Here is a 26,632-nt window from a genome sequence, read left to right as displayed (position 1 = left end):
TATGGATAAACCACCCGTCGATCCGCAAAACCCATTGCTGGAACTGCGTCGCCTGACGCCGGCACGTATTGCCCTCGGTCGTACAGGCACCAGCATGCCGACCAGCGCGCAGCTGGACTTCCAGTACGCCCATGCACAGGCCCGGGATGCGGTGCATCTGCCGTTCGACCACCCGGGGCTCAGTTCGCAACTGGCCGAACGTGGACGTGAGAGCTTGCTGCTGCACAGCGCCGCCACGGACCGGAACAGTTATTTGCAGCGCCCCGATTTGGGGCGCAAGTTGAGTGATGAGTCGGCGCAGACCCTGCGCGATTACGCGCGAGCCCATCCTGGCGGCGTAGATCTGGCTGTCGTGGTGGCCGATGGTCTCTCGGCGCTGGCCGTTCATCGCCACACTTTGCCGTTTCTGGCACGCATGGAAGAACAGACAGCCGCTGAGGGCTGGTCCCTGTCACCGGTGATTCTGGTGGAACAGGGCCGGGTTGCGGTGGCCGACGAGATTGGCGAGCTGTTGGGTGCGAAAATGGTGGTCATACTGATCGGCGAACGCCCAGGATTAAGTTCGCCAGACAGCCTGGGGTTGTATTTCACCTATAATCCCAAGGTCGGACTGACGGACGCCTATCGCAACTGCATCTCCAATGTCCGGCTTGAAGGCTTGAGTTACGGCATGGCGGCACACCGTTTGCTGTATCTGATGCGCGAAGCCTGTCGGCGGCAGTTATCGGGGGTCAGTCTGAAGGACGAAGCCCAGGTTCAGACGCTGGAGTCGGACACCGGGGCGGACATGAAGGGTAATTTCCTACTCAGCCCGTCGGAAGCCTGAACCGTTTCCGCATTGCGTTTCTATTCAGGTTTCAGGCAGGATCGATGCACGGCCGCCAAGGGTTTCCCATCGCCGTCACCATGTAAGACAGCCACTTGAAGACGAGACCTACCATGCGGATTATTCAAGCGACCCTCGAACACCTGGACCTGCTGACCCCGTTGTTCGTCAAATATCGCGAGTTTTATGGCTCCCTGCCGTATCCGGACTCGTCCCGGGCATTCCTCGAGAAACGCCTGCGGCGCAAGGAGTCGGTGATCTACCTGGCCCTGGCCGATGACGACAACAACAAACTGATGGGTTTCTGTCAGTTGTACCCGAGCTTTTCGTCTCTTTCGCTTAAACGCGTGTGGATCCTCAACGACATCTACGTCGCCGAAGACGCCCGCCGCCAGTTGGTGGCCGACAACCTGATCCGCACCGCGAAAAAAATGGCCAAGGAAACCAATGCCGTGCGCATGCGCGTTTCCACCAGTAGCAATAACGGAGTGGCGCAGAAAACCTACGAATCCATCGGGTTCAAGGAAGACACCGAGTTCAAGAACTACGTGTTGCCGATCAGTGACGGGATTTAAGATCCCAAAAAGATCGCAGCCTTCGGCAGCTCCTACATTGACCGGGGCGACCTCGACCCTGTAGGAGCTGCCGAAGGCTGCGATCTTGCCCCGCAAACTCCGCAACCCATCGACATCCCTCGCTACAAACTCGACGCGTTTTTCACTTTTCACCCCGTATAATGCCAATTCTTTCCGGCTCGTAAGAAAAATCACACTTAGCTGTAGTCTTACGCGAAGCCATCCGCACAGGCCTGCTGAGTCGGGCCATCACCACAGGTGCTTTCCATGGATTTCAACCCAATCGACGTTATCCTGCATCTCGATGTTTACCTCGAGATGCTGGTGAGCAACTACGGAGCATGGATTTACGCCATCCTGTTTCTGGTGATTTTCTGCGAAACCGGTTTGGTGGTGATGCCGTTCCTGCCGGGTGATTCCCTGCTGTTCATCGCGGGCGCCGTAGCGGCCGGTGGCGGCATGGACCCGGTGCTGCTGGGCGGCCTGCTGATGCTGGCGGCGATCCTCGGCGACAGCACCAACTACGTGATCGGCCGCACCGTCGGCGAACGGCTGTTCAGCAACCCGAACTCGAAAATCTTCCGCCGCGACTACCTGCAACAAACCCACGATTTCTACGACAGGCACGGCGGCAAAACCGTGACCCTGGCGCGCTTCATGCCAATCATCCGTACCTTCGCCCCATTCGTCGCCGGCGTGGGCAAAATGCCTTACCCGCGTTTCTTTGCCTTCAGCGTTTTAGGCACCATCCTCTGGGTGGGTGGCCTGGTGACCCTCGGTTACTTCTTCGGCAACGTACCGTTCATCAAGAAAAACCTGTCGCTGCTAGTCGTGGGTATCATCCTGGTGTCGCTGCTACCGATGATCATCGGCATGATCCGCAGCCGCCTCGCTAATGCCGCATCCAAAGCCGAACCCCGCTGACTCACGATGTGGTCCCTTAGCGCCTGGCGACGCCGGCGCACCCTGGCCAGGCATCCGATTGCCGACGACATGTGGCAACGGGTGCGCCATCACCTGAGTTTTCTCGATGGCCTCAGCCCTGCGCAAGACCAGTGGCTGCGCGAAGCCAGCGTACTGTTCCTGCAGGACAAACACCTGACCGCCCTGCCCGGCGTCGAACTCCATCAAGAGCAACGCCTGCTGCTCGCCGCCCAGGCCCAATTGCCGCTGATGCATTTGGGCGACCTGAACTGGTATCAGGGCTTTCACGAAATCATCCTCTACCCCGACGACTTCCTCAGCCCACAGCGCCATCGCGACGCCAGTGGCGTCGAACACGAATGGGACGGCGAACACAGCGGTGAAGCCTGGCAGCAAGGCCCGATCATCCTCGCCTGGCACGGCGTGATGGCCAGCGGGGGTTGGGAAGGCTACAACCTGGTGATCCACGAACTGGCGCACAAACTCGACATGCTCAACGGCGACGCCAATGGCCTGCCACCGCTGCACGCCGACATGCGCGTCAGTGACTGGGCCAGGGTCATGCAAGAAGCCTATGACGACCTCGACCGGCAACTGGAGCGCAACCCGGACGCTGAAACCGCCATCGACCCGTACGCGGCGGAAAACCCCGCCGAGTTCTTCGCGGTCACCAGCGAATACTTCTTCAGCGCCCCGGATTTGCTGCATGAGGCTTATCCACAGGTGTATGAGCAGTTAAGGCTGTTTTACCGACAGGATCCACTGGCGCGTCTGCGGCAACTTCTGGCCGAGAACCCGGTCTATCAGGCTCACGACTAGTGCCCAGCCTCACAGATACGTTGCTCTTTTGACGAGTGGCCGTTGTGGTCAGGCAAGGCGCCGCGACGAGTCATAGCTGGCTATGGCGAGGAGCGGCAACGCAGCATGGCCACAACGGACGCCGTCAAAAAGCGACAGTATCTGTGAGGCTGGGCACCTGGGTCTACACGACCTCTGGTACATAGCAACGGTGGCAGAATATGCCTATAATCGCCGCCACTTTTTGGTCAATCCGGCCAAGTGTTTTTGGTCAACTAACGGGGGCACCGCCCAATGAGCTACAGCAAGATTCCGGCTGGCAAAGACCTGCCGAACGACATCTACGTCGCGATCGAGATCCCGGCCAACCACGCGCCGATCAAATACGAAATCGACAAAGACAGCGATTGCCTGTTCGTTGACCGTTTCATGGCCACCCCAATGTTCTACCCGGCCAACTACGGTTATATCCCGAACACCCTGGCTGACGACGGTGACCCCCTCGACGTGCTGGTCGTGACCCCTTACCCGGTTGCTCCAGGTTCGGTGATCCGCGCACGTCCAGTCGGCATCCTGAACATGACCGACGACGGCGGCGGCGATGCCAAAGTCATCGCAGTCCCACACGACAAGCTGTCCCAGCTGTACGTCGACGTGAAGGAATACACCGACCTGCCACCTCTGCTGATCCAGCAGATCGAGCACTTTTTCGCGAACTACAAAGATCTCGAAAAAGGCAAATGGGTGAAGATCGAAGGCTGGGCCGGTGCAGACGCCGCCCGCGACGCGATCACCAAGTCGGTTGCTGCCTACAAAGGCTGAGAAGCAGCGATAAGCTTCTAGCTGCAAGCGTCAAGAAGAACCCCGGTTGATCCGGGGTTTTTTGTGGGCGCTTGGCTCACCACTAAACGGAACGTTTAACACTTCCTGGATTTGGTTTTTCTTGTTTAATTTCCACTAAAAGCGTCTTACATCAAGTCTTAAATTTCCCTCTAAATTTGAACGGGTCGTTTATTCAAACCCCCAACCCACGCCAGTAAACTCGTGTTTATGAAAAAGAACACTAGCGGCCCCCGGTTTAAAGCGCTCCTCGAAGCAGCGAACATCAGGACAACAGGATTTGCCGCTTTCTTCGACACGGAAGCGCAAAATATCCATAACTGGTACACCCGTGGTGTGCCCGCCTACCGCATGGAAGAGGTCGCCCGACTACTGTCTGTAAACAGCGAATGGCTCAAAACCGGCGAAGGCCCGAAAGAGTCCACGCGCCTGCGCGTGCTCGACGAGTCCGGCAACACCTTCGACGCCCAAGCCATCCGCGGTGTCTACACGGTCATCGAACCCATCGACGTCGAACTGCCGTTCTATAAAGAAACAGCCACCGCCCCGGGCTCCAACAAAACCCATGTCGTCAAAGACCCTGGCCAATCCATCCGCCTGCCCCGCAGCCACCTCGACTTCCTGGAAATCAATCACGCCGACGCTATTTGTACCTACATGATCGGCAACAGCATGGCCGAGAAGATTGAAGACGGCTCCACCCTCGCCATTGATCGCGGGCTTACGCAGATTGTCGATGGGGAGATTTATGCGATCGAGCATGACGGAATGTTACGGATCAAATACCTGCATCGGATGCCGGGGAATGCGCTGCGATTGCGCAGTTACAACAGGGCCGAGTATCCGGATGAGATCTTCAGTGCCGAGCAGATTGATAAGCAGAACATCAGGGTATTGGGGTGGGTGTTCTGGTGGTCCACGCTGAACAAACGCAGACCGTCCGTACCGTTCCTGTAAATACGCAACCCCGCGATCCAATGTGGCGAGGGGGCTTGCCCCCGTTCGACTGCGCAGCAGTCGTAAAACCTGAACATGCGGTGCTTCTGGATAACCCACTTCAGGGACGCTCCGCGCCCCAACGGGGGCAAGCCCCCTCGCCACAGAGTCCGCGCAGCCACACAAAATCATCCCCGCAAAGCTCTATCCCGCACGCCAGGCTGGGAATTCCCCCAAAAAATCAGTATGCTGCGCCCCACATTTGCGCATCGACCCTTCTTAAGGCTCAGATCGCACCGACAAGGCAGATGACTTTCTCGCCAAGTCCCACAGCCGAACGCAAGATTCGGGTGTACGTTTTGAAGGCTGGCGCGGCTTACCAAAAATGAGCCAAGTCAGTCCCCGAGAAGCCGGCCACAAGCCGGCTTTTTAATGTCTTTTTGAAAGCCACTCTCATCTACTGAAAACCGCTTGAGCCTTGCTAGATCAATGGTTTCAGCCTATTTTCGTTCCCGTGACTTCCGTTTTGATCCGAGGCGTTCCACGCGTAAGTGGGGGAACAAGTGGGGGAACAGAGGGCGAAAAAATGGGCAAACTGACCGCCAATCAAGTCAAAAATTTAGTTGAGTCTGGGACGTACGAAGACGGTGAAGGGCTTCGTCTTTTGGTGAAACCCTCCGGACGAAAAACCTGGGTACTCCGCTTTCAAATGAACGGCAAACGCAGGGAGATGGGTCTGGGGAGCTACCCTCAGCTCGACCTGAAAAAAGCTCGCGCCGCCGCCTATGAAAACAAAGTCCAGATCCTCAATGGCACTGACCCACTCGCGAAACGACAGGCTGAACAAGCTGCTCAGCGGGAAGCCGCACGCCGAGAACTGGCGCAGCTGATTACCTTCGAGAAGCTGGCCTCTGACTACCGAGACGCCCATGGATCAAGCTGGTCGGCGAAATGGCGCAAGGGCTGGCTGAGGAAACTTGAGCTCTATGCCTTCCCTACCATAGGGAAGCTGTCAGCCGACCAGATCGAGACCAAACATCTGATCAAGGCATTGCAGCCACTCTGGTCAAGCAAAACACGGACGGCAGACGAGGTTCGAGGGCAAATTGAACAGATACTCGATGCCGCAAGAGCGCGGGGGCTCAGGACTGGCGAAAATCCAGCTCGTTGGCGCGGTCATCTGGAAAACCTCCTCAGCCGCAATGAGAAGAAGAAGGCTCGTAAGCGCCAACATCACCCGGCATTGAAATGGCAGGACCTACCAAAACTCATGGAAATCCTGCACAAGGATCCCAGCCACGTTTCTATCGCGACTCAGTTGCTGATCCTCTCCGGCGCCCGCTCACACATGGTTCGATTCGCACGTTGGGATGAATTCGACCTTGAGGCAGGCCGCTGGTCTTTACCCGACGAACGAATGAAAACCCGTCAGGCCTTCGCGATCCCACTTGCCCCTGAGGTCGTCTCACGGCTAAAAAATCTCCCGAGGCTCGGTCGCGAGAGCCCATATGTGTTTCCAGGTCGAGGCCGAAGCGGTGTCATGCATGCCAACGGGATTCGTAACCTGCTGCACGGGCTCGGCTATAAAAGCATTACTCGCCACGGGTTTCGCTCAACCTTTCGCGATTGGGCGGGCGAGCAGACCAATATCCCTCGAGAAATCTGTGAGCTAGCGCTGGCTCATGATGAGCGAAGTGAAACAGAGAGTGCGTATTCCCGCTCTGACTTCTTCGATAAACGTCGAGAGCTGATGGAGCTGTGGGCGCAGTACGCTACGTCCGTACCTACTTAGTCCGACCTAATGCTACGTGCACTCAAACGGCCATACCCACTCCGGGCAATGGATTTACCATTGAGATCGGTTTGAGGAAACACCTCAAATACCACTCCACCACGGCTGGTGGAGTCGCCCAGTCGGATGATGTCTTTCATGGCTGACTACCTTCATCCTGCTTCTGTCATTAATCAACTGCGAAAAATAACCCCTCATTGATCTCACATTTTCATCTGGTGATCGGTGGGTGTACTCATTTCTCGAATGTGGTCTCTGGGTGTTTATTTTTGCACCGAAAATCATCTATTCCGATGCATCCATCCAGACATCCTCGTAACCCTGTCTGTCGATAATGAACTTTGCCCCCTCAGGCAAAAAAAGATACTTCACGACTTCCGGCAACTCTTCCACTAAATGGTTTGTGTGAAGTGCTTGGTAAAAACCGCTCGCAGGCGAATGCTCGCCGCAGTGAATAAACCAACTTATTGTACCGCCCTCGGGCAGTTGGACCCTTGCACCATAAATTGGAGACTTGTGTAGAGTGTCCAGTGCAATGGCGACCATTTCCTCATGAGAATGCACAGGTAAGCCGTATCTAGCACAAACTTGTCTTTGCGTCTCGTCAGGTTTAATCAAATCAGCCCTTTGCATACCTAAATTCCTAGCTTGGTTTCCATGCAGTTTGAAAATGCGGGAGGCATCCGCCTTGCTTACGAGACTAGGTTAATGGCGGACTCTCAGGGACTCTATTACAAGCCCCCATCCGCCTGGTTTGCTTCGAAGTCGGAACAACTTCAGCTGATCACAGCCCCCTTCGGACCGCTAGCAATCAGGCTAGCACCACAGGAGGTTTTCATACCGTGAAGTGCAATGGGGGTTCCGTCGACGGTATAGGTACTGCTGCCTTCGGCAATGGGAAAAATACCTTTGCACAGTGGGCAACTGACCTTGTGGCCGACGCCCGAAATCGGCTTCCCATTGAGGTCGGTTTGGGAAAACGCTTCGAGTACTACTCCACCATGGCTGGTGGAATCGCCTAAGCGAATGATGTCTTTCACTATGCCTATCCTTAATTAGAAGTGATCGTCATCAAATTGGCAGATCACTTGACCCTACATCAGTCATCAGCTGTCCAGCCACCAGTACAAAAGCGTCTCATCATTGTCATCGTCGAGGTTTTTATAGACGTTCGCGTAATACCACTGAATCCCAGTTTTTTCGCGAAACCTATCAAAAAACGCGTTAATGTTTTCCATTCCATTTTTTGAAGGAACGGCTAGCGATAGAGTTCCGTTGCACACACCATCTAATGTTCCATTCAGCTCACGAACAACATCACTTTCAAGCGCAGTTATATATTCCGGTGGAATATAATCGGCGTAAATTTGAATACAGAAATTACCGCCTCGCTTCAAAACCACCGCAGGTGCATTTTTATCTTTGATTGAAACAATATCGCCCCTCGCCAAATTTTGCGCCAGGCCAGGCGAGGAGAGTAACTCATATGTGTCCTGATCAATCTGGCGAGCGAGCAATTCCTCACGAACAGCGCCGTCATCGTCAGCCATATAAACCTGTATCAGTACAGGTGATTGCTTATCTTCCATAAGGTGCTCCACAGCTTCCACGTTCAACACACGACATCCCTTCTTTGACGTAACCGCTATTCCCAGCACTAAGGTTACACGATGCCCCTTCAAGATCCACATTGACGTCTTCCAAGTTCCCCCCCTTTGAGGTGGGCACATTCTTGTGTCCAAGGTGCATATCGTCTGGGTTGGTCGTAGTGTGTTGGCAACGCCAACATGTGAAAACCCCAACAGGTTTGCTTTCTGCAATTTTTCTCTCTCGGCAACCTCGTTGCCCTGTTCGAACTCCACCACCCACCTTACTCGCAGCAATCTCCGCCGCCGTCGCGCCCTCACCATCCTTACGTGCAAATTTGGATGGTGCCTTCTTTGCCAACCCGAGTGGATCAACCCACCCTGTAGGATTGGGAGCGTACTGATGAAAATTGAGACCACCAGCAAATCCGATTGGATCTTTCGAAATAAATCGCCCTACGTGAGTATCGTAGTACCGATACCGATTGTAATGCAGCCCCGTCTCATGATCGTGATACTGGCCCTGAAACCTGATCGGGTTCGTCACGTCATGCTGCCGCGCCCACTCCGAGCGCTGCTCCGTTACCTGCCCCCAAGCCTTGTACTGCGCGGTCCACGCCATGTTGCCTTGTGAATCGGTCAGTTCCTGTGGCGTGCCGAGGTGATCGCACTGATACCAGGCCAACGCATCAAACGGTAATGCCGTTGCCTTGTGACTCCACAGCGGATCCTCATCAATGCTGTATTCACCGATGTTATCCGGTTGGCCCATCAGGTTGATTGGTGCGTGACGCACGGCCTGCGCGACGGGCACGAAGGTACCGGGTTCAAAGACGTAATGAACCGTGCGACCCGGCGCGCCATCGCTCTGCGCCGGGCTGCTTTCCCAGGCGAGGTTGTCGCCGTCCCATCCGTACAAGGTAAAGCCGCAGCCCAGTTCGCGTTGTTTGCGGGCGTGCTCGTTTCTGTTCCAGAGCGAACCTGCCTCCGGGCGCTGTTTGTAGTGCGCGCGGGAGTTTTTGTGCAGGCGTCTTCCCAATGCGTCGTAAGCGAATTCAACGGACAGGCGCGTATCTTCGAAATGCACTAGTCGATCAAACAAGTCCCAACGCATATCGCTGCGTTGGCCGTTGTGCCAGCGCTGTATTTGATTGCCGCGCTCGTCGTAGTCGTAGTGGGTACCAGCGTATTCGCGTAGCAGGTTGTCGACCAGTTTGCTGCGCGGTGGCGTCAGTTCCAGTGGGCGGCGAATTTCCGTCGCTTTGTCGTCCAGCAGGTTGCCGGCCGGGTCGAAGGCGAAGGTTTCCACGCCTTGACGCGTGGTGGCGCTGAGCAGTCGGCCGACAGGATCATAACGATAAGAAAGCGGGCCGCGACGGCTGTCATTGATGTCGGTCAGTTGGCCGGCGGCGTCGTATTTGTACTCGCGTTTGAGCAATGTGGATTTGTCGTCGCTGCGCCCCAGCAGTTGTTCTTGCAAGCGACCGGCCGGATCCCATCTCTGGGTCTGTAGTAGGTGATTGCCTTGATGGCGGGCGACTTCGCGATGCAGGTCATCGCGCTCGTAGCCGATCAGTTCGTGTTCATCCAAGCGAATACCCAGCAAGTGGCCGCTGCCGTAAGTGAGCCAACTGACGCGGTGACCGTCTGGACGGGTCGTGGCGATACACTGGTTAAGGACGTCGTATTCGTGCTGCCAAACTGCGACTATCGGACTTTCCAAACCTAGATAGTGTTGATGCTCACGCAGAATATTTCCTGCCGGATCATAAAACCATTGCAGGCGGCTGTCGGCGTTGCTGGCCAGCACCATATTGCCGTTGCCGTCGTAGGCGAAGGTTTCGCTTTGCGACCGATCGCCCAGAGTCGCGCGGCGTTCCGTCAGTTGGCCCATCGGGTCGAAGCTCACCGAGATCACGCGCTTGCCAATGATGGACTGGGCGAGGCGACCAGTTAGAGGGTCGTACTGATAGCGTGTGCTGCGCCCGTCAAATCCGCTCTCTTCCAGCAATCGACCGACCGGGTCGTAGTGGAAGTACGTGCGTTGTTCGTTTTCGTTTTCTAGGGCTGTTAATCGCCCGAGACGATCCCAGCGATAACGCAAGGTTTGCTCGGCGGCGTCCACGCGTTCGGAGATCAAACCGGCGGCTGTGTAACTCCAGGTGGTGCAGCGGTCGAGGCCATCAACATGCGCCAACAACCGACCTTCGGCGTCGCGCTCAAAGCGTTCCTCGGTCTTGTCCGGGTGCTTGATCAGCGCCAACTGCCCGGCTTTGTATTCGTATTCGGTGGCGTTTCCGGCGGCGTCGGTGAAGCAGATCATCTGCCCCAGTTCGTTGTATTCCCAGGCGCTGGTTTTGCCTGAGCAGTCGACGTATTCCACCAGTTGGCCGGCGTCGTTGTAGTCCAGGGCCTTTTCGTTGCCGTTGGCGTCCTTGATCGCGGTGGGCTGGCCGGCCTTGTTGTAGGCGTATTCGGTTTTGTTGCCCAGCGGATCGAGCGCTTCGACCAGATTGCCTTGATCGTCATAAGCGCGTTGCCATTGGCCGCCCTCGGCGTCGCTGATCTTGATGAGCAGGTCCTGATCGTCGTAGGCGTAATGCATCACCGTGTGATCGGCGCGGATGTGCTCAAGCAGGTTGCTGCGCTCATCGTAGCTATAACGATCCGTGCTGCCGTCGGCATTTACGCGACGTACGATGTTTTTCGCGTCGTCGCGGAAGAACCATTCCGAACGCTCATCGGCGTAGCGAATGCGGTAGGTGTAGCCAAGGATGTCGTAGTAGTGCCAGGTCTCGTTGCCGAGAGCATCCGTGACGTAAGTCAGACGGATGTTTTCGTCCCACTCCAGACGCGTGTCGAAGCTGCCGTCGTCCGCCCATTCGCGCACGGCTTTGGCTTTGGCACCCTGGCCGTCCCACTCCAGATTCATGCCACGACCGGTACGGTCGGTATAACGGGTGATCAGGTGATGTTGGTACTGATACGACCAGACTGCGCCGTTCTCGTCCTGCGCCTGAATCAGGTCGCCATAGGCGTCGTACTGGTAGACACAGAGTTGTCGCAGTGGGGCACCGTCAACGATTTGCCAGAGGCCGATCAGCCGGCCGTGATCGTCGATCATCGTGCCGAGGTGCAGGTGGACTTTGCTGATGTCGTTTTCTTGATAGGTGATCAGGTCCGAGAGCACCGACTGTTCGCCGTGACGATGCTCGTAATGCAGCATGATTCCGGCGCCGTTGCGCAGAGAAATATTGGTCAGCACAAAGCGCTGGCCATGGCGGACGTAGGTTTCCTTACGTTCGAAGCCACGGCACAACAGCAACTGGTCTTCGCCACTGCGAACCAGTGTGATGTTTTCGATGGCGTCGTAGTGAAACAGACCGAGTTTGGGCAGCGGATAGCTGTGGTCGCGACCATCGGAGCCGTAGAACTTCAAGCCGTCGTCCACGCAGTCAAAGCGTGTGGTGAATTCGCTGATCCAGCGAGCGCCGAGTTCGCTTTGATCGTAGGCGTCAAGGCGTGAGTTATAAGTCCGTATCCACTTGACCGGGAATGGCCCTGGTAATCTGAAATCGGTATGACTGAGTCTTTCCGAACCCAAGGCAAAACTGATGCTGTGGCACGTGCCGGTGCAAGGCCCGTCTTTCTTCGGATCGGGCTCGCGATTCGCCGGAGCCTGTTTGCCGTTGGACCCCAATTGACCATCGGACGCCGTGTGCCTTGCCTGACCGGTCTTGTCCGGGTGCACCCCGGCGCTCTGGCCGTGGGCATTACGCTTGCGCCACAACGTTACGGCGCTGGACAGGATCAGCAGCAACCAGCCAATGGAGTTCTGCACCGATTCATCGTCGAGCTTGCTCAACTGAGTGCGCAGCTCCGGCCCCATCGCGCGCAGTTTTTTGATTTCGTGGGAAACGGTTTTTTTGAAGTCATCGGGCACCAGATTTTGCGCCACGCTGTTGGCCAGGCCCTTGCCAGCCGCTTTATAAACACCTGCGGCAGCCCCGAAAACATTGCTGAATGACGCCAGCGGATCATTCTTGAATTGACCGACTGCTGCGCTTGCCTGTGCGCTGGCCGCATTCAGATCACCTTTGGCATCCAGATTGCCGAAAGCCACCGCTTCGATGCCTTTGGCAATCTCGTTGATGACTTCTTCGCCGAGCTTGCCAGCGTCCGCCAGGATGCCGGGCAATTTGCCTTTGGCCTGTTCAACAAAATCATCCAGCGTGCCGACAATCGAGGCGTTCAGGTGCCCGACCAACACCTCGATCACGGATGCACTGAGCAACATCTTGCTGCTGGCCTTCATCTCCTGACGTACTAGAAACAGCGTCGGGCGCAGGGTCATGCGCGCAGCGGCCATCGCTGGCGGCAACGGCAAGACACCGATAAGGTTGATGCCAAGGCTGGCCCAGGCGAGCAAGTCGCGTTGCTTCGCGTTCGACAGGGTGACAATGTCACCCAGCGCATCGACCAGCGCCATGATGTTGCCCACCACCGGCAAGAAGCCGGCGTAGTTCTTGATTCGATCAAGAGTGACCACGCCATCGGTGGCAGATTGCAGCCAGGCATCGAAAGTGGCCGCACTGCTGGCGACGTCCTGAATGTCGATGGCATTCAGTGGAACGATGGCAACCTGGGGTTCACGTTTTACAACAGCAGTTTCAGTCGTCATGACAGCATCTCACCCGCCAGCAGGCCCGGGGTTTTCAAGGAAGGTTTTGGAAGCGTCGGTGCCGGCAGAGTCGGCAACTTGCCCGCCTTGCTCGCAGCCCCGAGAAGTCCGGAAGCACTCGGCATCGCTGCACTCGCCAGTTTCGGCAACCCGGCCACCCCGCCCTGCACCACGCCTTTCACTTGCTGTGCTGTTTGCATCGCGCCTTGTGCGGTCTGCATCGCACTCATCCCTGTTTGCGCCAAGTCCTTGCCCTTCTCCAAAACATCCCAGTTCTTACTCGGCAACACTTGCGCGACCATCGCCTGCACCTGACTCGGCACGTCTTCCGCCCCCGGTGGATTTAACGGCCATTCCGGTTTGCCGATGTAGCTGCCATCACTCCAGGTGTCCGCCGGATCCTTGCCAAACAGCACGCGAGCCGGCCCTGGCGCAGCACCGGCGACGCTGGCGAAACCTTTGCCGTCGAGCTTGCCCTTGATGCTTTTGCCCAAGGCGTCGATGACTTCGTAATCGCCTTCCTTGATGCCCTGGCGCCCGGCGTACTGGTTGAACAGTTCGAGGTTGCCCTTGCCCGGTTTCGGCGGTTCCGGAAATACACCGGCCAGACTTTTAGCCCCGGTGTAGGCGAAGTTCGCCGCGTGCGCGGTGTACGGGCCGCTAGTGGCGTGGGTGATGCCGCCAGCGTTGTAGGTCGTGGCGCTGCCGCCACCCTGGATCACCAATTCGGTCTTGGCGGTGATGGTGATGCGGTCGGCGTTGGCGGTGATGTTGAGTTTGGCCAGCAGGTTGATGCTGTCCTTCAGCGCCCGTACGTCGATGTCGCCGGAGGCCGCGACCAGACGCCAGCCCATGCTTTGCACGAACAGGCGCATGCCGCGACTGGCACTGGCCAGCAGGCGTTTGCCGATCGACAGACTGGTGTGGCCGGTGCTGCTCAGCGCCAGGTGTTCGCCGGTGGCGATGTGGCTGGAGCGCGGCGTGGTCAGGGCGATGCCGGCCGGGCTGGCGAGCACCAGATGCGGTTCGGTGAATTCCGGAAATTCGTTGGCCGCCATGTTCGCCGGGGCCGATCCGAGCACGCCTTGATACTGGGCGTGCAGCGCCTTGGCCACGTCGTCCTGATCGCCCGCTTCCTGCGCTTGCAGTTCTTTGGCTTGCACCGCAAAGCCGTCCTGCTGATCGCTCGCGGTGGCGAGGCGTTCGGCGGTTTCCGGCAGATCTTTGTGATGCTTGGATTCGTTTGGACGCGGTTCGGTGGTGATCAGCAAACCGGCGCCGGCACGCACCGCACCATGGCGGTCCGTACGCAGCTCGAAACCTTCACCACGCGGTTGACCGCCGCTTGGGCGCGGATGGGTCAGGTAACCGAGGTTGATCGCACTCGCGCCGTGATCACTGCGCAGCGCGATGCTGATCTCGCTGGTGGTGTCGTCGATGCGCAGTTCGTTGGCGCGGCTGCCTTTGTATTCCTTGCTCTTGACCGTCGCGAGGGTCTTGAAGTCCGGCAGTTTGTACGGCGGCAGATTCGCGCCGTGGTACAGGCAACCGGTGATCAGCGGCTGGTCGGGATCACCTTCCAGAAAGCTGATCAGCACTTCCATGCCAACGCGCGGAATGTTGATCGAACCGAAGGTCTGCGCTGCCCAGTTCGAGGCCACGCGCATCCAGCAGGTGGTCATGTCGTCGTGCTTGCCTTCGCGATCCCAGAAGAACTGCACCTTCACCCGGCCATACTGGTCGCAATAAATCTCTTCGCCTTCGGGGCCGGTGACCACCGCACTTTGCGCGCCGAGCACTTTCGGTTTCGGGTGATCCAGTGGCGGACGGTAGGGCACGTCCCACGGGATCGCGTTGAAGCGGTTGCGATAGCCCTGATGGAAATCGTCCTTCAGGTCGGTGGTGTCGCTGGTCACCGACTCTTCCAGCACCTGCGGCTGCTTGCCTTCATGGAAGATTTCAGTGAGCAGCCACAGGTCGTTCCAAGTCGGGTTGGCGTGCTCGGTCAAGGCGAGGAAATGCCCGGTGACCAGGATAGGCTGGTCGCTGTTGCCCTCGGCCAGACGATAGTCACTGCGGTGGCGTTCCAGCGCACGATTGGCCAGATGCCGGCCACGGTCGCGATCAACGAACCGGCCCGGGTAGTCGTAGTCTTCCAGATCCGGCTGAGCCGAGCTTTTTGCATCGCTTTCCAGCTCGATCTTCGGCTTGATGAAGTCGTAATCGCGCCGTGTGGTACGGCTGGTGCGGGTGGCCAGACGCAGACCGAAACGCTTGACCACCGGTTTGTCGGCGACCAGTCCGGAGTCCTGCTGATAAGCCACTGGCGTGAGCTTCGGGAACACCGTCTGGTCATCGCCGAAGGTCAGTTTGTGGCCGCTGGCGGTGTGCTGGAAGTGGTAGTGAATCCCCTCCTCTTCGCACAAGCGCTGGACGAAATGCAGGTCACTCTCGTCGTACTGCGTGCAGTAGATGCGCTCGGGATAGATCGCGCTCAGCTGGAAGTGGTAATCGCTGGCGAGGATGCCGTGTTCTTCCAGCACCTTGCTGATGATCTGCTGCACCGTCATCTGCTGGAAAATGCGCTGATTGAAGCGGTGCGCCAGGTAAGCCAGTTGCGGGCGCAGGGAGATCTTGTAGCGGGTCAGGCGTTTGCCTGCCTCGCCCTGGGCAATGCTGTAGACCAGCCCGTGAATCCCGCTGCCGCTCGGCGAGAGCTGAAGAAACGCCAGTTTGTGCAGCACGCTTTCGAGGTTGATCGAGGCCTTTTCACTGACCAGTTCCAACTCGAATTCGAAGGGAGTGTTGAGTGCCTCTCGACCGGTGAACGACAGCACCTGGAAGTCGCTGTCGATGCCATCGACAGTGAGATTGAAATGAGGCTGGTTGGCCGGTGAGAACATCCCTTGTTCCTCGCGCAATGCTGCGACGCGCACCAGCCCGCTGTTCGGCTGGTCGCGAAAAATTCTTTAATGGTCGAACGCCTGGGCCAGCAGCGCCGGCCCAAGCGAGTACAACAATCAGCCGTAATTAAACGACTGGAGCACGCCAGTCATCGGAACCCGAAGTACCGGATACTTCGTGGGTCCAGGTGATTTTGCGGTAGGTGAATTGCACTTCTTCCAGGTGGGTGAAGTGCGAATTGCCTGGATCCTGGCAGTTGTGCATTTTGTTGTTGATGGCGACGATGATCGCGTCTTCCAGTTTGGTGGTGTAGTAGTGCTCTTGGGTACCTTGAGCCGAAGTACGGAACCACTGGATAACGATTTCGCTCATGCGCTCGCCCGAAGTCAGAGCAGCTTGCAGCAGCGGCGAAGCCTTGTCGTAGACCTTGGTGATCACAACTGGTTTGTGAACGCGCTGACCGGTTGGCTGACCGGATTGCGGGTCACGCGGGATGATCACGTCGTGGCTGAACGCCTGAACCATGACCTGGTCTTCGTGACCTTCCTGGTAGGTGTTGCCAACGGAGTCAGCGGTGAAAGCGCCGGCAGTGATCAGGCCTTGTTTTTCGCCGGTAACCGACATGTACGCTGGTGTAGCCATGGGATGCTCTCCTTGCTCAAAAGACAGGACCGGACGGCGTGATTGCCTGCCCAGGTGTCGAAGGAGAGATCAAAATCCATGCCAGCCATCAGATAGCCATTAGGCATCAAGGGGTTAGGTGACCTCGGTCGTGGTTTTGTTGACGTTCATGGTGAGAAACAGAAGAAAAGTGCGCAAGAAGTTGCGCAGTACTGCGCAACTTCTTGCGCACTCGTCTGTACAGAACGAATGACGTGGCCTGTAGGAATATATCCACACGGTTATCCACATAGGAGTGCGCAACTTCTTGCGCACAGCAGCAAAAAGCCATCATGCGACATCTGCTCCTTAGAAGCGCTCACCGCTTAAAGCTGGAAATTTCTTTGTTAAAAGCGCTTGTCGTCGTTATCCGTAGCTGGAGACAAAACTGTCGTGAGCATTAACGCTCCTCGGTTTGGATTGAAAAAAGCGCAGCCATGCATGACGTCACCATGAGCGGGACAGTTAGTTAATCAAGAGCGCGCCATAGCTTGGCGCTGTCTGTTCAGACGATGCAACTGCTGCTCAGGGGAAATGTAATGGGGGGTTCCAATGAATGTAATTTCACAACATTGGGCCCAGAGAATGGACTAGCTCTATAGCGTCAATTGTCGTCCACATTGCTCTCTCTACCTCGATCCTTGTTTCCGTAACGTTTACCGATTAGGCATTTACCGCCGCGGTCTATCCCGTGGCCGGGTGTGACAACCTGAAATGTTCGAGGCGCATGGCGCCATAGCTAGTAGTAAGTGCTCACACAGGCTTAGCTGCTGCTTTTCTATGGCAGATCGTGCGGGGCAGGCTTCGGCCTGGCCGGTTCCCTCGGACGCCGGTTTGTCACCCCCGTACGGTCTGCCACCCAACCGCGTGACAACGGCTGATGGCAGTATTTACTTGTCCGAGGAGATAAGGAAAATGGCCTACCCCCCTTTTACGCCCGCGCACCACCAGTTGTTAATCATCGCTGCGATCCATTGGGGAGGACATCCCCATGATTGATCACTCTCTCCTGAGCAGCCTGCCCAAACCCAAAACCATCGATACCTCATCGTTAAGCCAAGAAGAGGCGGCTTTGACATTGCGCCGATCTGCCTCCTTTCGCCTCAATGGTGCTCAAAGCCTAATCCTACATGCCACAGGACAGGAGGATTTGGCGGTTGAATTGCTCGACGATGCGGCCGTGCTGTATGACATGGCCCTCCAACGCTTGTTGGGACGCCCTCCCGAACGCGCGAGGCGAAAACATAAAGAGTACTACTCGATTCCCGCAGCAGATGGCAGACCCGGCATCCGAACGCCTTGGGGTAGCGACTACGCCCCCATGATCGAAGACGGCGTGCGATGTGCAGAAGAGTGGCTGGAGGACTCATCGTCGCTTCCCCTTTGGTGGGCCCTTTCCCACCACCGTAAAAGACATTGGGCGGGCGACTGCCAGGACTCCTTCGAAGCAGGCTTCTTGTTACGTTTGCAGCAACGACTGGTGCAATTGCAGTCTTCTTGAACGAGCCCCATGAAAGACAGGACACCGTTTCCCCCTTACGATAAGGGATAGGCAAACGGTTATGTTTGTAGTGGTCAACTAATTCCGGACACCTCGATAGGAGGTTTAGACGCCATTGCCCGTTCGTAAACGGTCGGTGGCAGATATCCCAGTTTCGAGTGCAGCCGCTCGTTGTTGTAAAACCCAACGATGTATTCAGTGATGTCACGTATCGCTTCGGCGTGGTTGGCGCAATCGCGCCGCCATACCCGCTCCATTTTCAAACTCAGGAAGAAGCGCTCCATCACTGAGTTGTCCCAGCAATTACCTTTACGGCTCATGCTTTGCTGCATTTCATTTCTTGCCAACAGCGCTCTGTAGCTTGCGCTCGCGTATTGGCTGCCACGATCCGAGTGGGCGACCAGACCCGGTGGTGGTTGACGCTGAGCAATCGCCAGCTGCATTGCACTACACACCAGCTCAGCCGGCATGTTCGGGGCCATGGACCAGCCGACTATCTTGCGTGAGAACAAGTCCAGCACCACGGCCAGGTATAACCAGCCGCTTCGGGTCCGGATGTAGGTAATGTCTGCCACCCAAGCTTTGTTTACTGCGTCAGGCTCAAATTGGCGATTCAATACATTTTCAGCAATCGGCAGGTCGTGGTTGCTATCTGTCGTATGCACAAACTTACGCTTCCAAGCCGAACGCAGACCGTTGGCACGCATCAAGCGACGAATTTTATAAAGGCCTATTTCCATGCCCTTGGCGTGCAACACTTTACGCAACGGACGACTGCCATAACAGCCGCCACTTGCGGCAAACGATGCCTTGAGTTGCAGAGCCATGGGACAAATTGATGTTGGCACTTCAGCACGTTTGTTGGCTTCGTAGAACCCGGATCGACTGATGCCCAGCAGCCGACAGACATGCGTCACCGAATAAGCCTTCTGTTGCAGCTGCCGAACCAAGCGATACGTTACTTCAGCTCGCGGGCAAAGAAGGCGGTAGCCTTTTTTAATACATCGTTATCCATCTTGAGCTGGCGATTTTCCTGCTCCAACTGCCGGATACGTTGTTGCTCGGCAGTCAACGGTTTGCCGATTCCGACATCTCCCAGCTGTTCAGCCTCGTACTGCTGCACCCAGCGCCGGACGGCGGTCTCACCAATATTCAGGTCGCGGCAGACCTGCGGAACGGCCAGTCCCTGGTCCTTGATCATCTTTACCACTTGCAGTTTGAAGCTGTCGTCGAATGTTCTGCGTTTGCCAGTCATGAAAAAATCCTCGATAGATGCATTCTCCACCTATCGAGGTGTCCGGGGAAATTAGACCACTGCAAATGAAGATGCGAGTAGCTTTCGTAATTCCTCTTGCTGAGGAAGTCGTAAAGCTGGTGAAGAGTATTCCGCGAGAGGAAGGAAGCGCCTTTCTATTCCCTGGCCAGGGTAAGACAGGGGTTATGCACGCAAACGCCGTGCGAACGCTCCTACACGGCATGAAATACGAACACATCACTCGGCACGGTTTTCGCTCTTCATTTCGTGACTGGGCGGGGGAATGTACTCACTATCCGCGTGAGGTCTGTGAAATGGCGCTGGCGCATGACGAACGTGATCAGACCGAGGGAGCGTATTCTCGTTCGGACTTTCTTGATAAAAGGCGCTTACTCATGACGGATTGGGCAAAATTTGTGATGTACCCCTCTAACTCGTAAATCAGCAGAAGGCAAGGCAGAAGGCATCTACACCCTGGCCGATAACGCCGAAAACCTGATCCTGCTGGATTTCGGCAAAGCCGAAAAAGGTCTGGTCGATGACCAGGCGATTCTGGTGTACGGCTACCCGAAGGCCAACGAACTGGACTACTCCCAAGGCAATGCAGTGGCGGATTTCCAGGGCACCTGCGCCCTGACCGCGATTGCCAACCTTCTGACACAGGCCGACCGGCCGACCAGCGAAAAAAACGTGATCGAGGTGACGATAGACAATAAGGGGGCGGTCACCGATCCCACCCGCCCGGCCTATGAGCGCGGCGGTTCGAACTTCGTTCAGCAGCAGGCGCTGCTCGACAGTTTCGGCATCCGTAACGCCTTGCTCGCCGGCTACAACGAGCAAGGCGTGGCCAACCTGGTGCGCAGTGGTCGCGGCGTCATCCTGGCGGTGAATGCCGGGCAGCTGTGGAATGATCCGGCCTACGTCGGCAACGGTGCGGTCAACCATGTGGTGACCATCACCGGCGCGGTGTACAACGAGGCCAGCGGTTACGCGATTACACACTGGAACCGTTGAAGCTGTGGAATGAGGACATCGATGCCCAGGGCAACGGCCAGGACAACGTGTTGATCGGCAATCGCGGCAGCGGTGGCGCGGGCAATGACACCCTCAGCGGCGGCGCCGGTAACGACCGGATGGTGGGCGGTGCGGGGAACGACTATCTGGACGGACAACAGGGTAACGATACCTACGTCTTCGGCCGTGGCGATGGCGTCGATACCGTAGTCGAAAACGAACTGGCAATCGTAAGGACTCCACCGCAAAAGCGTTGAACCAGCCCGCTATCCTGTTCAGCGATAGCGGGCTTTTTTCTGCCTTCGCCTAACTCAAACGCCCCGCTCTTCTCGAATATCACCGGCTGATACTCGCCGAATCGCAAAGGGCAACATCCCCGCGCTCATCTCAAGAACTTCAGCGGGATCTTGCAGGCTGACGGCTACGCCGGTTTTGCTCAGCTGTATGCCATGGGCATCATTCAGGAAGCCGCAAGCTTTACGATGTCTACAAAGACCAAGCTTCACCACTTTGACAAGCTGTAATGACAACCTGAATCTTCTGTTCATAATGTTAGAAACAACGGAGGGAGATCGCATGACGACAATAAATAATCTCAATGCCCTACCTGATAACTTGCCGGTGCCAGAGGACGATGGGGGCGCAGACCACTTGCTCGGGTGTGCATTGCCGCAGCTTGTCTTACCTGCTACCGATGGTAGTCAGGTGGACTTGTCTACATTGCCTGGCGGCAGTGTGATATTTATCTATCCACGTACAGGCCAGCCGGGGCGTCCGGCACTGGTAGACAATTGGAATGAAATTGCTGGTGCGCGCGGCTGCACACCACAGACCATGGGATACAAGGCCTTGGCTGAGGCGTTTTCTGTGTTGGGCTACCGCATTTATGGCCTTTCTACCCAGAGCAGCGCATATCAACAGGAGCTTGTAGCCCGCCTAATGCTACCATTCCCCATTCTTAGCGACGAACAGCTGCAGCTCACGTGCGCCTTGTCCATGCCGACGCTGGAGGTCGCCGGGCAGACGCTACTCAAACGCATGAGCTGGCTGGTGCATGATGGCCACATCGTGAGGCTGTGTTATCCGGTGTTTCCACCGGATCGTAACGCTGCCGAGATGCTGGTCTTGGCTCAGGATCTAGTGCGGTCAGTAGGCGAGGAGCTTGGCACTACACCTTGAGCTTGTGCTTGTGCTTGTGCTTGTGCGTAGTAAACGGTCGTTGCTGCTGGGCACGCCTTGTGCCCACAGCGTATTGCACCAAGGCGATTTCTTCGGGGCAAGGCTGGGAGTTTAGCGGGTGAGAGGCGGATATCCATTCTGAGTTGTATGCTCATTCCTTCCCCCTCAAGCCCAGACGCGGCAGGATGTAACCTTCCAATGGCACGCTGACAGTTTTCAGTTCGCTGTATTGTTCTAGGCTCCAGCGCCCGCCAACGCGGCCAAGGCCACTGGCACCGCGACCGCCAAAGGGTACCCGCATATCGCGTATTACTGGACTGTTAACCGCCACGACACCGCAGCGCAACTGGCGCGCTAAGCGCAGACCGTTAGCCGCATCGGCGCACCATACAGTTGCTGCCAAACCATAGTCGCTTGCGTTGGCCATCACTACGGCTTGCTCTGGTGAGCTGAACGAGGTAACTGCCACGACTGGGCCGAAGACTTCCTGTTGGAACAGACTCATCTCTGGGGCGATGTTACTAAGTACCGCAGGGCTAAGATACGGGCCGTCCAGTTCAGGAATACGTTGGCCGCCGCATAGCAACGTGCCTCCTTCTTGCTGCGAGAGGGCAATATGACGTTCGATAGATTCCAAATGAGCCACGTCTATCATCGGGCCGAGCTCGCTGAGCGGGTGACAAGGGTCACCAACCTGTAAATTGCGTACGCGTGCCAAAAAGCGCTCAAGAAAGGCGGCCTGTATGTCTTCCTGCAGCAACAGGCGGGAGCCTGCAGTGCATACCTCGCCATTGCTGGCAAAAGCAGCCAACATGGCACCGTCAACTGCCGCATCAATGTCGGCATCGGCCAGCACGATGGTTGGGGACTTGCCTCCCAGCTCGTACAAGGTGCGCCGAAATGCGCTGACGGGTTGGGCGGCGATGTCTCTCGCAGTATCAGTGCCACCGACGAAACACAGTCCGTCAAGTTGCGGATTGCGCACCAATGCTTTTCCGGTTGGGTCGGCGGGGCCGTGGATGATATTGACCACGCCGGGCGGAAAATCAAGTGCGGCAATCAACTCGGCCATCAGCGACAAGGTCAGTGGTGCACGCTCTGAGCTTTTTAGTACCACAGTATTGCCGACAGCCAGCGCTGCCGCCAAGTTAATGGTGGCCACTGCCAGCGGCGCGCTCCAAGGAGCCAAAATGGCAACGACCCCCAACGGCTCGCGCTGCACGATTTGCCAGTAGGCATTGTCCATTGCAAAGCACTCACCGCCTTGGCGTTGGCATTCTGCAGCAAAGTAACGGCAATGCGCGATAGCGCGTGGCAAATGTCCTTGCGAAGTCATACTGAGTAACATGCCCGTATCGGCTGTTTCGGCACGAGCCAGAGCGTCAAGATTTGCTTCCAGTTGATCTGCCAGATCAAGCAGCAAATCGGCCCGGTTAATTGCAGGTAGCCTGCTCCATCGACCATCGTCGAAGGCGGTACGGGCAGCGGCAACTGCTTCGGCGACACGGTTAGCGTCGGCAACCGGTAGCAACCCTAGTACCGCCCCGCCTGCCGGGTTGTGAGTGGCATGCAGCCATTGCCGTTGTGGGCGGGATAAGGTGCCGTTGACGAGTTCGGCAAGTATACGTTCACTCATGGGTAGCCCTCTCTCAGGTGTGACACTAGCGGGCGGGTCTTAGGCCCCCGGCTAGAAGAGTGAGACTGCCGGGCGTGCGCTCGCTACGGCACACCAAGCAATGCTATGACTTTGCGTCGTGTCAGAAAGACGGCTCGAACACTGGTATGTAGCGCAACTGCTCGAAGGCGCGACAGAATGCGCTGGCGGCCTCGTCTATGTGCGACTGCTCGTGCAACGCCGACAACCAACCGTGGCTGGCATGGCAGTCCACGCCTTCCAGCATTAGCGCCATACGCAATAGCCTGTGCAGTGGTGCGTGCTGTGCAGCAAGGCGCACTGCTTCTACCCCTGGCGCTACAGCCACTCCCTGTGCGCGTGCGCCTATCACCAGGTGGAAAATCGAGCTTTGCGCATAGGCCATGACGTCCACGCCGACAGACTCTGCTGCGGCGTTGATGGCGTCTGCCAAAACGCCAGCAGTGCGGTTTGCCAGCGTTATTGGTTCGCCCTCCCCGATCAGTTCTAGCGTTGCCAGTGCTGCCGCTGCCGTTATAGGACAGCCATTGAACGTGCCGCTATGGGTGATATGGTGGTTGGCAAACACAGACATTAGCTCGGTAGAACCCCCAACCAGCGCGCCTGGCATACCGCCTGCGGATATTTTTGCCAGCAAGGTCAGGTCTGGGTAGACATTGCTCATTGCCTGAACTCCACCCAAGTGATAGCGAAAACCACTGATAACCTCATCAAAGATCAACAGTGTGCCGTAGCGATCGCACAATTGGCGTAGCGTAGCCAAATACTCGGCAGTCCAAGCTAGCGTGCCTGAGCTGCCTCCTCCTGGCTCCAGGATCAATGCCGCGACGTCGTATTCTGCCAACTCTTTTTCTACAGCAGAGATGTCCATGGGAGGCACAATACCAACGTGGTCTTCCACGCCGGGATTAAACCCGGCGCTGGCTGCTGGCAGCATATGTGCTAGGCAGTCATCGAACCAGCCGTGGAAGTGGCCGTCAACCCGTACAATCCGCCCCCGACCAGTGCTGACTCTAGCGATTCTCAGCGCCAGTTGGGCGGCCTCTGAGCCGGAGGCAGTAAAGCGCAGTTGTTCGCAGGACGGAAAATAGTGTCGGATACGTTCGGCCCAGGCAAAGTGTAAGTGGTGTACCCCCCCCAGATGCTGCCCTTGTGCTATCTGCTTGGCGACTGCGGCTACCACTGCTGGGTGTGCGTTGCCAAACATCAAGGCACCGTGCCCCATCCACAGGTCGAGGTAACGTTTACCGCTGGTGTCCCACTTGTAAACACCTCGCCCGCGTTCGAACACGACAGGAAACGGCTCCATGCGCCAACTATCGTGGCCGCTGCCGCCTGCCAGTGGGTTGTCGCCGCTGGACCAGACGCATCCGCTATGCAGGGTATTGCAGTAGCGTGCCAGTAATGCCTGCTCCGCCTTGCTGGCATGGCTCATACCAAGCCCTCCAATTGCAAGGCGCGGCGCGGTGTAAAACCTTCGGTGGTGCCGTAATACTTGTTAATACCATCGAAGAACAACATGAACGATTCGGCCAGGCTGCGCATGACCGTACTCGCCCTACGGATTTGCACCGGTGCCAGCAGTGGCCCTTCCAAGCATAAGCGCATGAATACAGTTTTTTCATGACCCAGCTCTACGTCTAGGCTGGCATGGCGGTGAAAGGCGTCAAATAAGCCTGCCGCATAAGGATAATAAGCTTTGAGTCGCCCGTAGAACTCGTCAAGCACGGCTATGGACGGCTGGGTGAGTCCCGACTGCATGATTGCAAAGCTAGAGGTGTACGCCAGTTCCCCCTCGTAAGCGTATTCGATCAGCTGGTTGATGAGCGCACGGGTATGGGGCAAGGGTGGGGCAACCAATACCGATTCGTGCTGAAGGCCGCAGCGTGCTAAACCCTCCAAAAAGATTTTGCCGTGGTTCATCTCTTCGATGTAATGGCTGGCAATCGGGCCACGCAACTGTCGCAGCTCTCGGGTATGTGACACCCCCAGAGGCATGTAGTCGTTGGCCGCATCGACAAAATGATAGAACTCGACCCCCCAACCCAAAATTTGCGATGGCGAACACTGTCCGGACAGCAATTGCTCCCAGAACGGCTGCTCGAAGATAGGCTTGGCCCAGAAGCGGGCTTCTGCCTGCAAAGCGTCATTCAGCTCGTGGCGACAGGTTGCCTCACATGCGCGGTCAACATCCAGAAGTAAGTCCGACTCCAATAGGGCCTGCAGCGCCGGATCCAGCATATTAATTTGTGTAATGCCCTGCTTGACCAGAAAATCTGCGGGGCAGTTTGATGTACGCAATGCCGTGAGCAATTCTGAGATTTGCGGCTGGAAGCTGGTATCAATCAGAATCTCTTCTTCATTGCAGGTGACTATTACGCTGCGCTCAGAAGACTGTATTCGGCAAATTGGCGACAAAAGGTAGCGGCGATTGGCAAGTGTACTCACTGCATTCCCCTGTAAGTTCGTAATGCCCTCAGCGGGAAGGCATTAGCAGTTTGATAAAACTTGAGGATATCGTCTGACCACATCTCTAGCGTTTCTACTAGCGCATAGGCGTCGCGCAGAGCGGCCAGCGCACGCTCTAGCGGAATTGCCCCGGTTTGCGTGACCACCTTTTCAACGAAATCGCCATGACCGTAGTCTTCGTCTAGCGAGACGTGATCGGCCATCGGTTTTACTGCCTGACGATGGTCGTTGTCGTAGAACTGGCCGACTAGGTCAAAGAACATGCGTGCAGTGTCACGGTCGCGTCCGGTGGACTCCAGAAAGCCTGAGCAGGTGACATAACGCAAACAATCACGACGTGCCGCCGCACGCATTAAGTTCTGAATGGCACGGGTAGATGGCAAGGGTTGAAGTTGCGCCCGCAACTCAGGCCCAACGTCCAGTGCATCCAGCGAGAGCTCGAAAAACTTGAAGTGATCCCATTCTTCGGAAAAATGTTGGGCGAAAATGGAACGAATTGCGCGGCTTTCAGTGTGTGCAATCGCCATGGGCAGTCTGTCCATGACGTTTTCAATAAAGAACCAGGATTCAATTACCCAACCAATAAATACTGGACGGGGCAGGCTGCCATCGGTCAAACCGATCCACAATGGATGGGAAAATAGGCGCAGTTTCCAATGGGAATATAAGCGGCGGCATAAGCTAGCAAATGCCTGCGGGCTGAGTGTGGTGTCAACGGGTGCAGCCATTTTGTGCAGTGCACCCAGATTAGTCATTTGCGTCACAATTGCGTGCAGGGAGTCGATCGCCAATCCACTTTGTTTGCCTGCGGTTTCGATGTCGGTAAGTCCATTAAGCGAAGCGATTGCCTGTCGCAGACGGGTTGGCGGGGCGCCAGAAAGGGTAAACACCGTATCTTCTATTTCAATCTCAAGTGCCTGATCGACAATTCTCAGTTGTGCATCGGCACGGAGCAAAGGTAGTTCGGTTGTTGGCATAAATTCTCCGGCAAATCCATTGCGCGAGTGAATTGGAGCAACGACGAGCAAATGACCTACT

Annotated in this window: 22 protein-coding genes and 3 pseudogenes; 13 read left to right on the top strand and 12 right to left on the bottom strand. The window is 56.6% G+C overall.

Translation table 11 applies throughout. The annotated features are described in order from the left end of the window. The first annotated feature begins 1 nt into the window (after position 1). The 7 genes from eutC to LOY38_RS03865 all read left to right on the top strand — a co-directional run bounded on the left by eutC (position 2) and on the right by LOY38_RS03865 (position 6,691). Entirely contained in the window at positions 2-826 is an 825-nt protein-coding gene (gene eutC, locus LOY38_RS03895) for an ethanolamine ammonia-lyase subunit EutC (RefSeq protein ID WP_258698903.1), read from the top strand. A 113-nt stretch (positions 827-939) separates the two neighbouring features. Beyond that, complete coding sequence (locus tag LOY38_RS03890) at positions 940-1,401, top strand: N-acetyltransferase (RefSeq protein ID WP_258698902.1); 462 nt, start codon at positions 940-942, stop codon at positions 1,399-1,401. Between the two features lie 267 nt (positions 1,402-1,668). After that, positions 1,669-2,325, top strand: coding sequence for a DedA family protein (locus LOY38_RS03885; protein WP_258698901.1), 657 nt, complete (start codon positions 1,669-1,671; stop codon positions 2,323-2,325). 6 nt (positions 2,326-2,331) lie between these two features. Beyond that, on the top strand, positions 2,332-3,144 hold the full coding sequence (locus LOY38_RS03880; protein WP_258698900.1) for a zinc-dependent peptidase: 813 nt from the start codon (positions 2,332-2,334) through the stop codon (positions 3,142-3,144). A 273-nt stretch (positions 3,145-3,417) separates the two neighbouring features. Continuing rightward, complete coding sequence (gene ppa, locus LOY38_RS03875; protein ID WP_008052339.1) at positions 3,418-3,945, top strand: inorganic diphosphatase; 528 nt, start codon at positions 3,418-3,420, stop codon at positions 3,943-3,945. Between the two features lie 228 nt (positions 3,946-4,173). Continuing rightward, positions 4,174-4,920 (top strand): helix-turn-helix transcriptional regulator, encoded by a 747-nt coding sequence (locus LOY38_RS03870; RefSeq protein ID WP_258698899.1) that lies wholly within the window; start codon positions 4,174-4,176, stop codon positions 4,918-4,920. 565 nt (positions 4,921-5,485) lie between these two features. Then, positions 5,486-6,691, top strand: coding sequence for a site-specific integrase (locus tag LOY38_RS03865; RefSeq protein WP_258698898.1), 1,206 nt, complete (start codon positions 5,486-5,488; stop codon positions 6,689-6,691). A gap of 32 nt (positions 6,692-6,723) precedes the next feature. On the opposite strand, the pseudogene LOY38_RS03860 reads toward LOY38_RS03865, so the two are convergent. The 7 genes and pseudogenes from LOY38_RS03860 to LOY38_RS03830 form a co-directional block, all read right to left on the bottom strand. Beyond that, a pseudogene (locus LOY38_RS03860) lies at positions 6,724-6,831 on the bottom strand (PAAR domain-containing protein); the annotation flags it as partial. A 145-nt stretch (positions 6,832-6,976) separates the two neighbouring features. Then, a complete protein-coding gene (locus LOY38_RS03855) occupies positions 6,977-7,324 on the bottom strand; it encodes a hypothetical protein (protein WP_258698897.1) in 348 nt (115 codons plus the stop codon). A gap of 143 nt (positions 7,325-7,467) precedes the next feature. Continuing rightward, entirely contained in the window at positions 7,468-7,731 is a 264-nt protein-coding gene (locus LOY38_RS03850) for a PAAR domain-containing protein (RefSeq protein ID WP_258698896.1), read from the bottom strand. A gap of 66 nt (positions 7,732-7,797) precedes the next feature. Next, on the bottom strand, positions 7,798-8,280 hold the full coding sequence (locus LOY38_RS03845) for a DUF4265 domain-containing protein (protein WP_258698895.1): 483 nt from the start codon (positions 8,278-8,280) through the stop codon (positions 7,798-7,800). Beyond that, positions 8,270-12,958, bottom strand: a complete 4,689-nt coding sequence (locus tag LOY38_RS03840; RefSeq protein ID WP_258698894.1) for an RHS repeat-associated core domain-containing protein — start codon at positions 12,956-12,958, stop codon at positions 8,270-8,272. Before LOY38_RS03840 ends, LOY38_RS03845 begins: the two co-directional genes overlap by 11 nt. Further along, positions 12,955-15,861 (bottom strand): type VI secretion system tip protein VgrG, encoded by a 2,907-nt coding sequence (locus LOY38_RS03835; RefSeq protein WP_258698893.1) that lies wholly within the window; start codon positions 15,859-15,861, stop codon positions 12,955-12,957. Before LOY38_RS03835 ends, LOY38_RS03840 begins: the two co-directional genes overlap by 4 nt. Positions 15,862-15,988: 127 nt before the next feature. Further along, complete coding sequence (locus LOY38_RS03830) at positions 15,989-16,504, bottom strand: Hcp family type VI secretion system effector (protein WP_007919523.1); 516 nt, start codon at positions 16,502-16,504, stop codon at positions 15,989-15,991. 1,009 nt (positions 16,505-17,513) lie between these two features. Here LOY38_RS03830 and LOY38_RS03825 point away from each other — a divergent pair. Next, entirely contained in the window at positions 17,514-18,023 is a 510-nt protein-coding gene (locus LOY38_RS03825) for a LasR-specific antiactivator QslA (protein ID WP_258698892.1), read from the top strand. A gap of 74 nt (positions 18,024-18,097) precedes the next feature. On the opposite strand, the gene LOY38_RS03820 is transcribed toward LOY38_RS03825, so the two are convergent. Then, a protein-coding gene (locus LOY38_RS03820; protein ID WP_258698891.1) for an IS3 family transposase occupies positions 18,098-19,278 on the bottom strand; the annotation gives its coding sequence in 2 pieces (ribosomal slippage) (positions 18,098-19,014 and positions 19,014-19,278; 1,182 coding nt in all). A 62-nt stretch (positions 19,279-19,340) separates the two neighbouring features. Here LOY38_RS03820 and LOY38_RS03815 point away from each other — a divergent pair. The 5 genes and pseudogenes from LOY38_RS03815 to LOY38_RS03795 all read left to right on the top strand — a co-directional run. Next, positions 19,341-19,718: pseudogene (locus tag LOY38_RS03815) on the top strand (tyrosine-type recombinase/integrase); the annotation flags it as partial. A gap of 115 nt (positions 19,719-19,833) precedes the next feature. Further along, positions 19,834-20,292 (top strand): hypothetical protein, encoded by a 459-nt coding sequence (locus tag LOY38_RS03810; RefSeq protein ID WP_258698890.1) that lies wholly within the window; start codon positions 19,834-19,836, stop codon positions 20,290-20,292. Beyond that, on the top strand, positions 20,289-20,549 hold the full coding sequence (locus LOY38_RS03805; RefSeq protein ID WP_258698889.1) for a hypothetical protein: 261 nt from the start codon (positions 20,289-20,291) through the stop codon (positions 20,547-20,549). The genes LOY38_RS03810 and LOY38_RS03805 overlap by 4 nt, the downstream gene beginning before the upstream one ends. Before the next feature lie 90 nt (positions 20,550-20,639). After that, positions 20,640-20,765: pseudogene (locus LOY38_RS03800) on the top strand (transposase); the annotation flags it as partial. Between the two features lie 103 nt (positions 20,766-20,868). After that, complete coding sequence (locus tag LOY38_RS03795; protein ID WP_258698888.1) at positions 20,869-21,471, top strand: peroxiredoxin; 603 nt, start codon at positions 20,869-20,871, stop codon at positions 21,469-21,471. Positions 21,472-21,622: 151 nt separating this feature from the next. Here LOY38_RS03795 and LOY38_RS03790 read toward each other — a convergent pair whose 3' ends face one another. From LOY38_RS03790 to LOY38_RS03775, 4 genes are all read right to left on the bottom strand, one after another. Continuing rightward, positions 21,623-23,107: an aldehyde dehydrogenase family protein gene (locus LOY38_RS03790; RefSeq protein ID WP_258698887.1), complete on the bottom strand. Its 1,485-nt coding sequence runs from the start codon at positions 23,105-23,107 to the stop codon at positions 21,623-21,625. Positions 23,108-23,228: 121 nt separating this feature from the next. Beyond that, complete coding sequence (locus LOY38_RS03785) at positions 23,229-24,560, bottom strand: aminotransferase class III-fold pyridoxal phosphate-dependent enzyme (protein ID WP_258698886.1); 1,332 nt, start codon at positions 24,558-24,560, stop codon at positions 23,229-23,231. Continuing rightward, on the bottom strand, positions 24,557-25,573 hold the full coding sequence (locus tag LOY38_RS03780; RefSeq protein WP_258698885.1) for an iron-containing redox enzyme family protein: 1,017 nt from the start codon (positions 25,571-25,573) through the stop codon (positions 24,557-24,559). Before LOY38_RS03780 ends, LOY38_RS03785 begins: the two co-directional genes overlap by 4 nt. Further along, positions 25,570-26,571 (bottom strand): hypothetical protein, encoded by a 1,002-nt coding sequence (locus LOY38_RS03775; protein WP_258698884.1) that lies wholly within the window; start codon positions 26,569-26,571, stop codon positions 25,570-25,572. The genes LOY38_RS03780 and LOY38_RS03775 overlap by 4 nt, the downstream gene beginning before the upstream one ends. Between the last annotated feature and the right edge of the window lie 61 nt (positions 26,572-26,632).

Origin of the sequence: Pseudomonas sp. B21-015, assembly GCF_024749285.1 — a bacterium.
Lineage (GTDB): Bacteria > Pseudomonadota > Gammaproteobacteria > Pseudomonadales > Pseudomonadaceae > Aquipseudomonas.
This window is presented reverse-complemented; position numbering and strand designations above follow the sequence as displayed.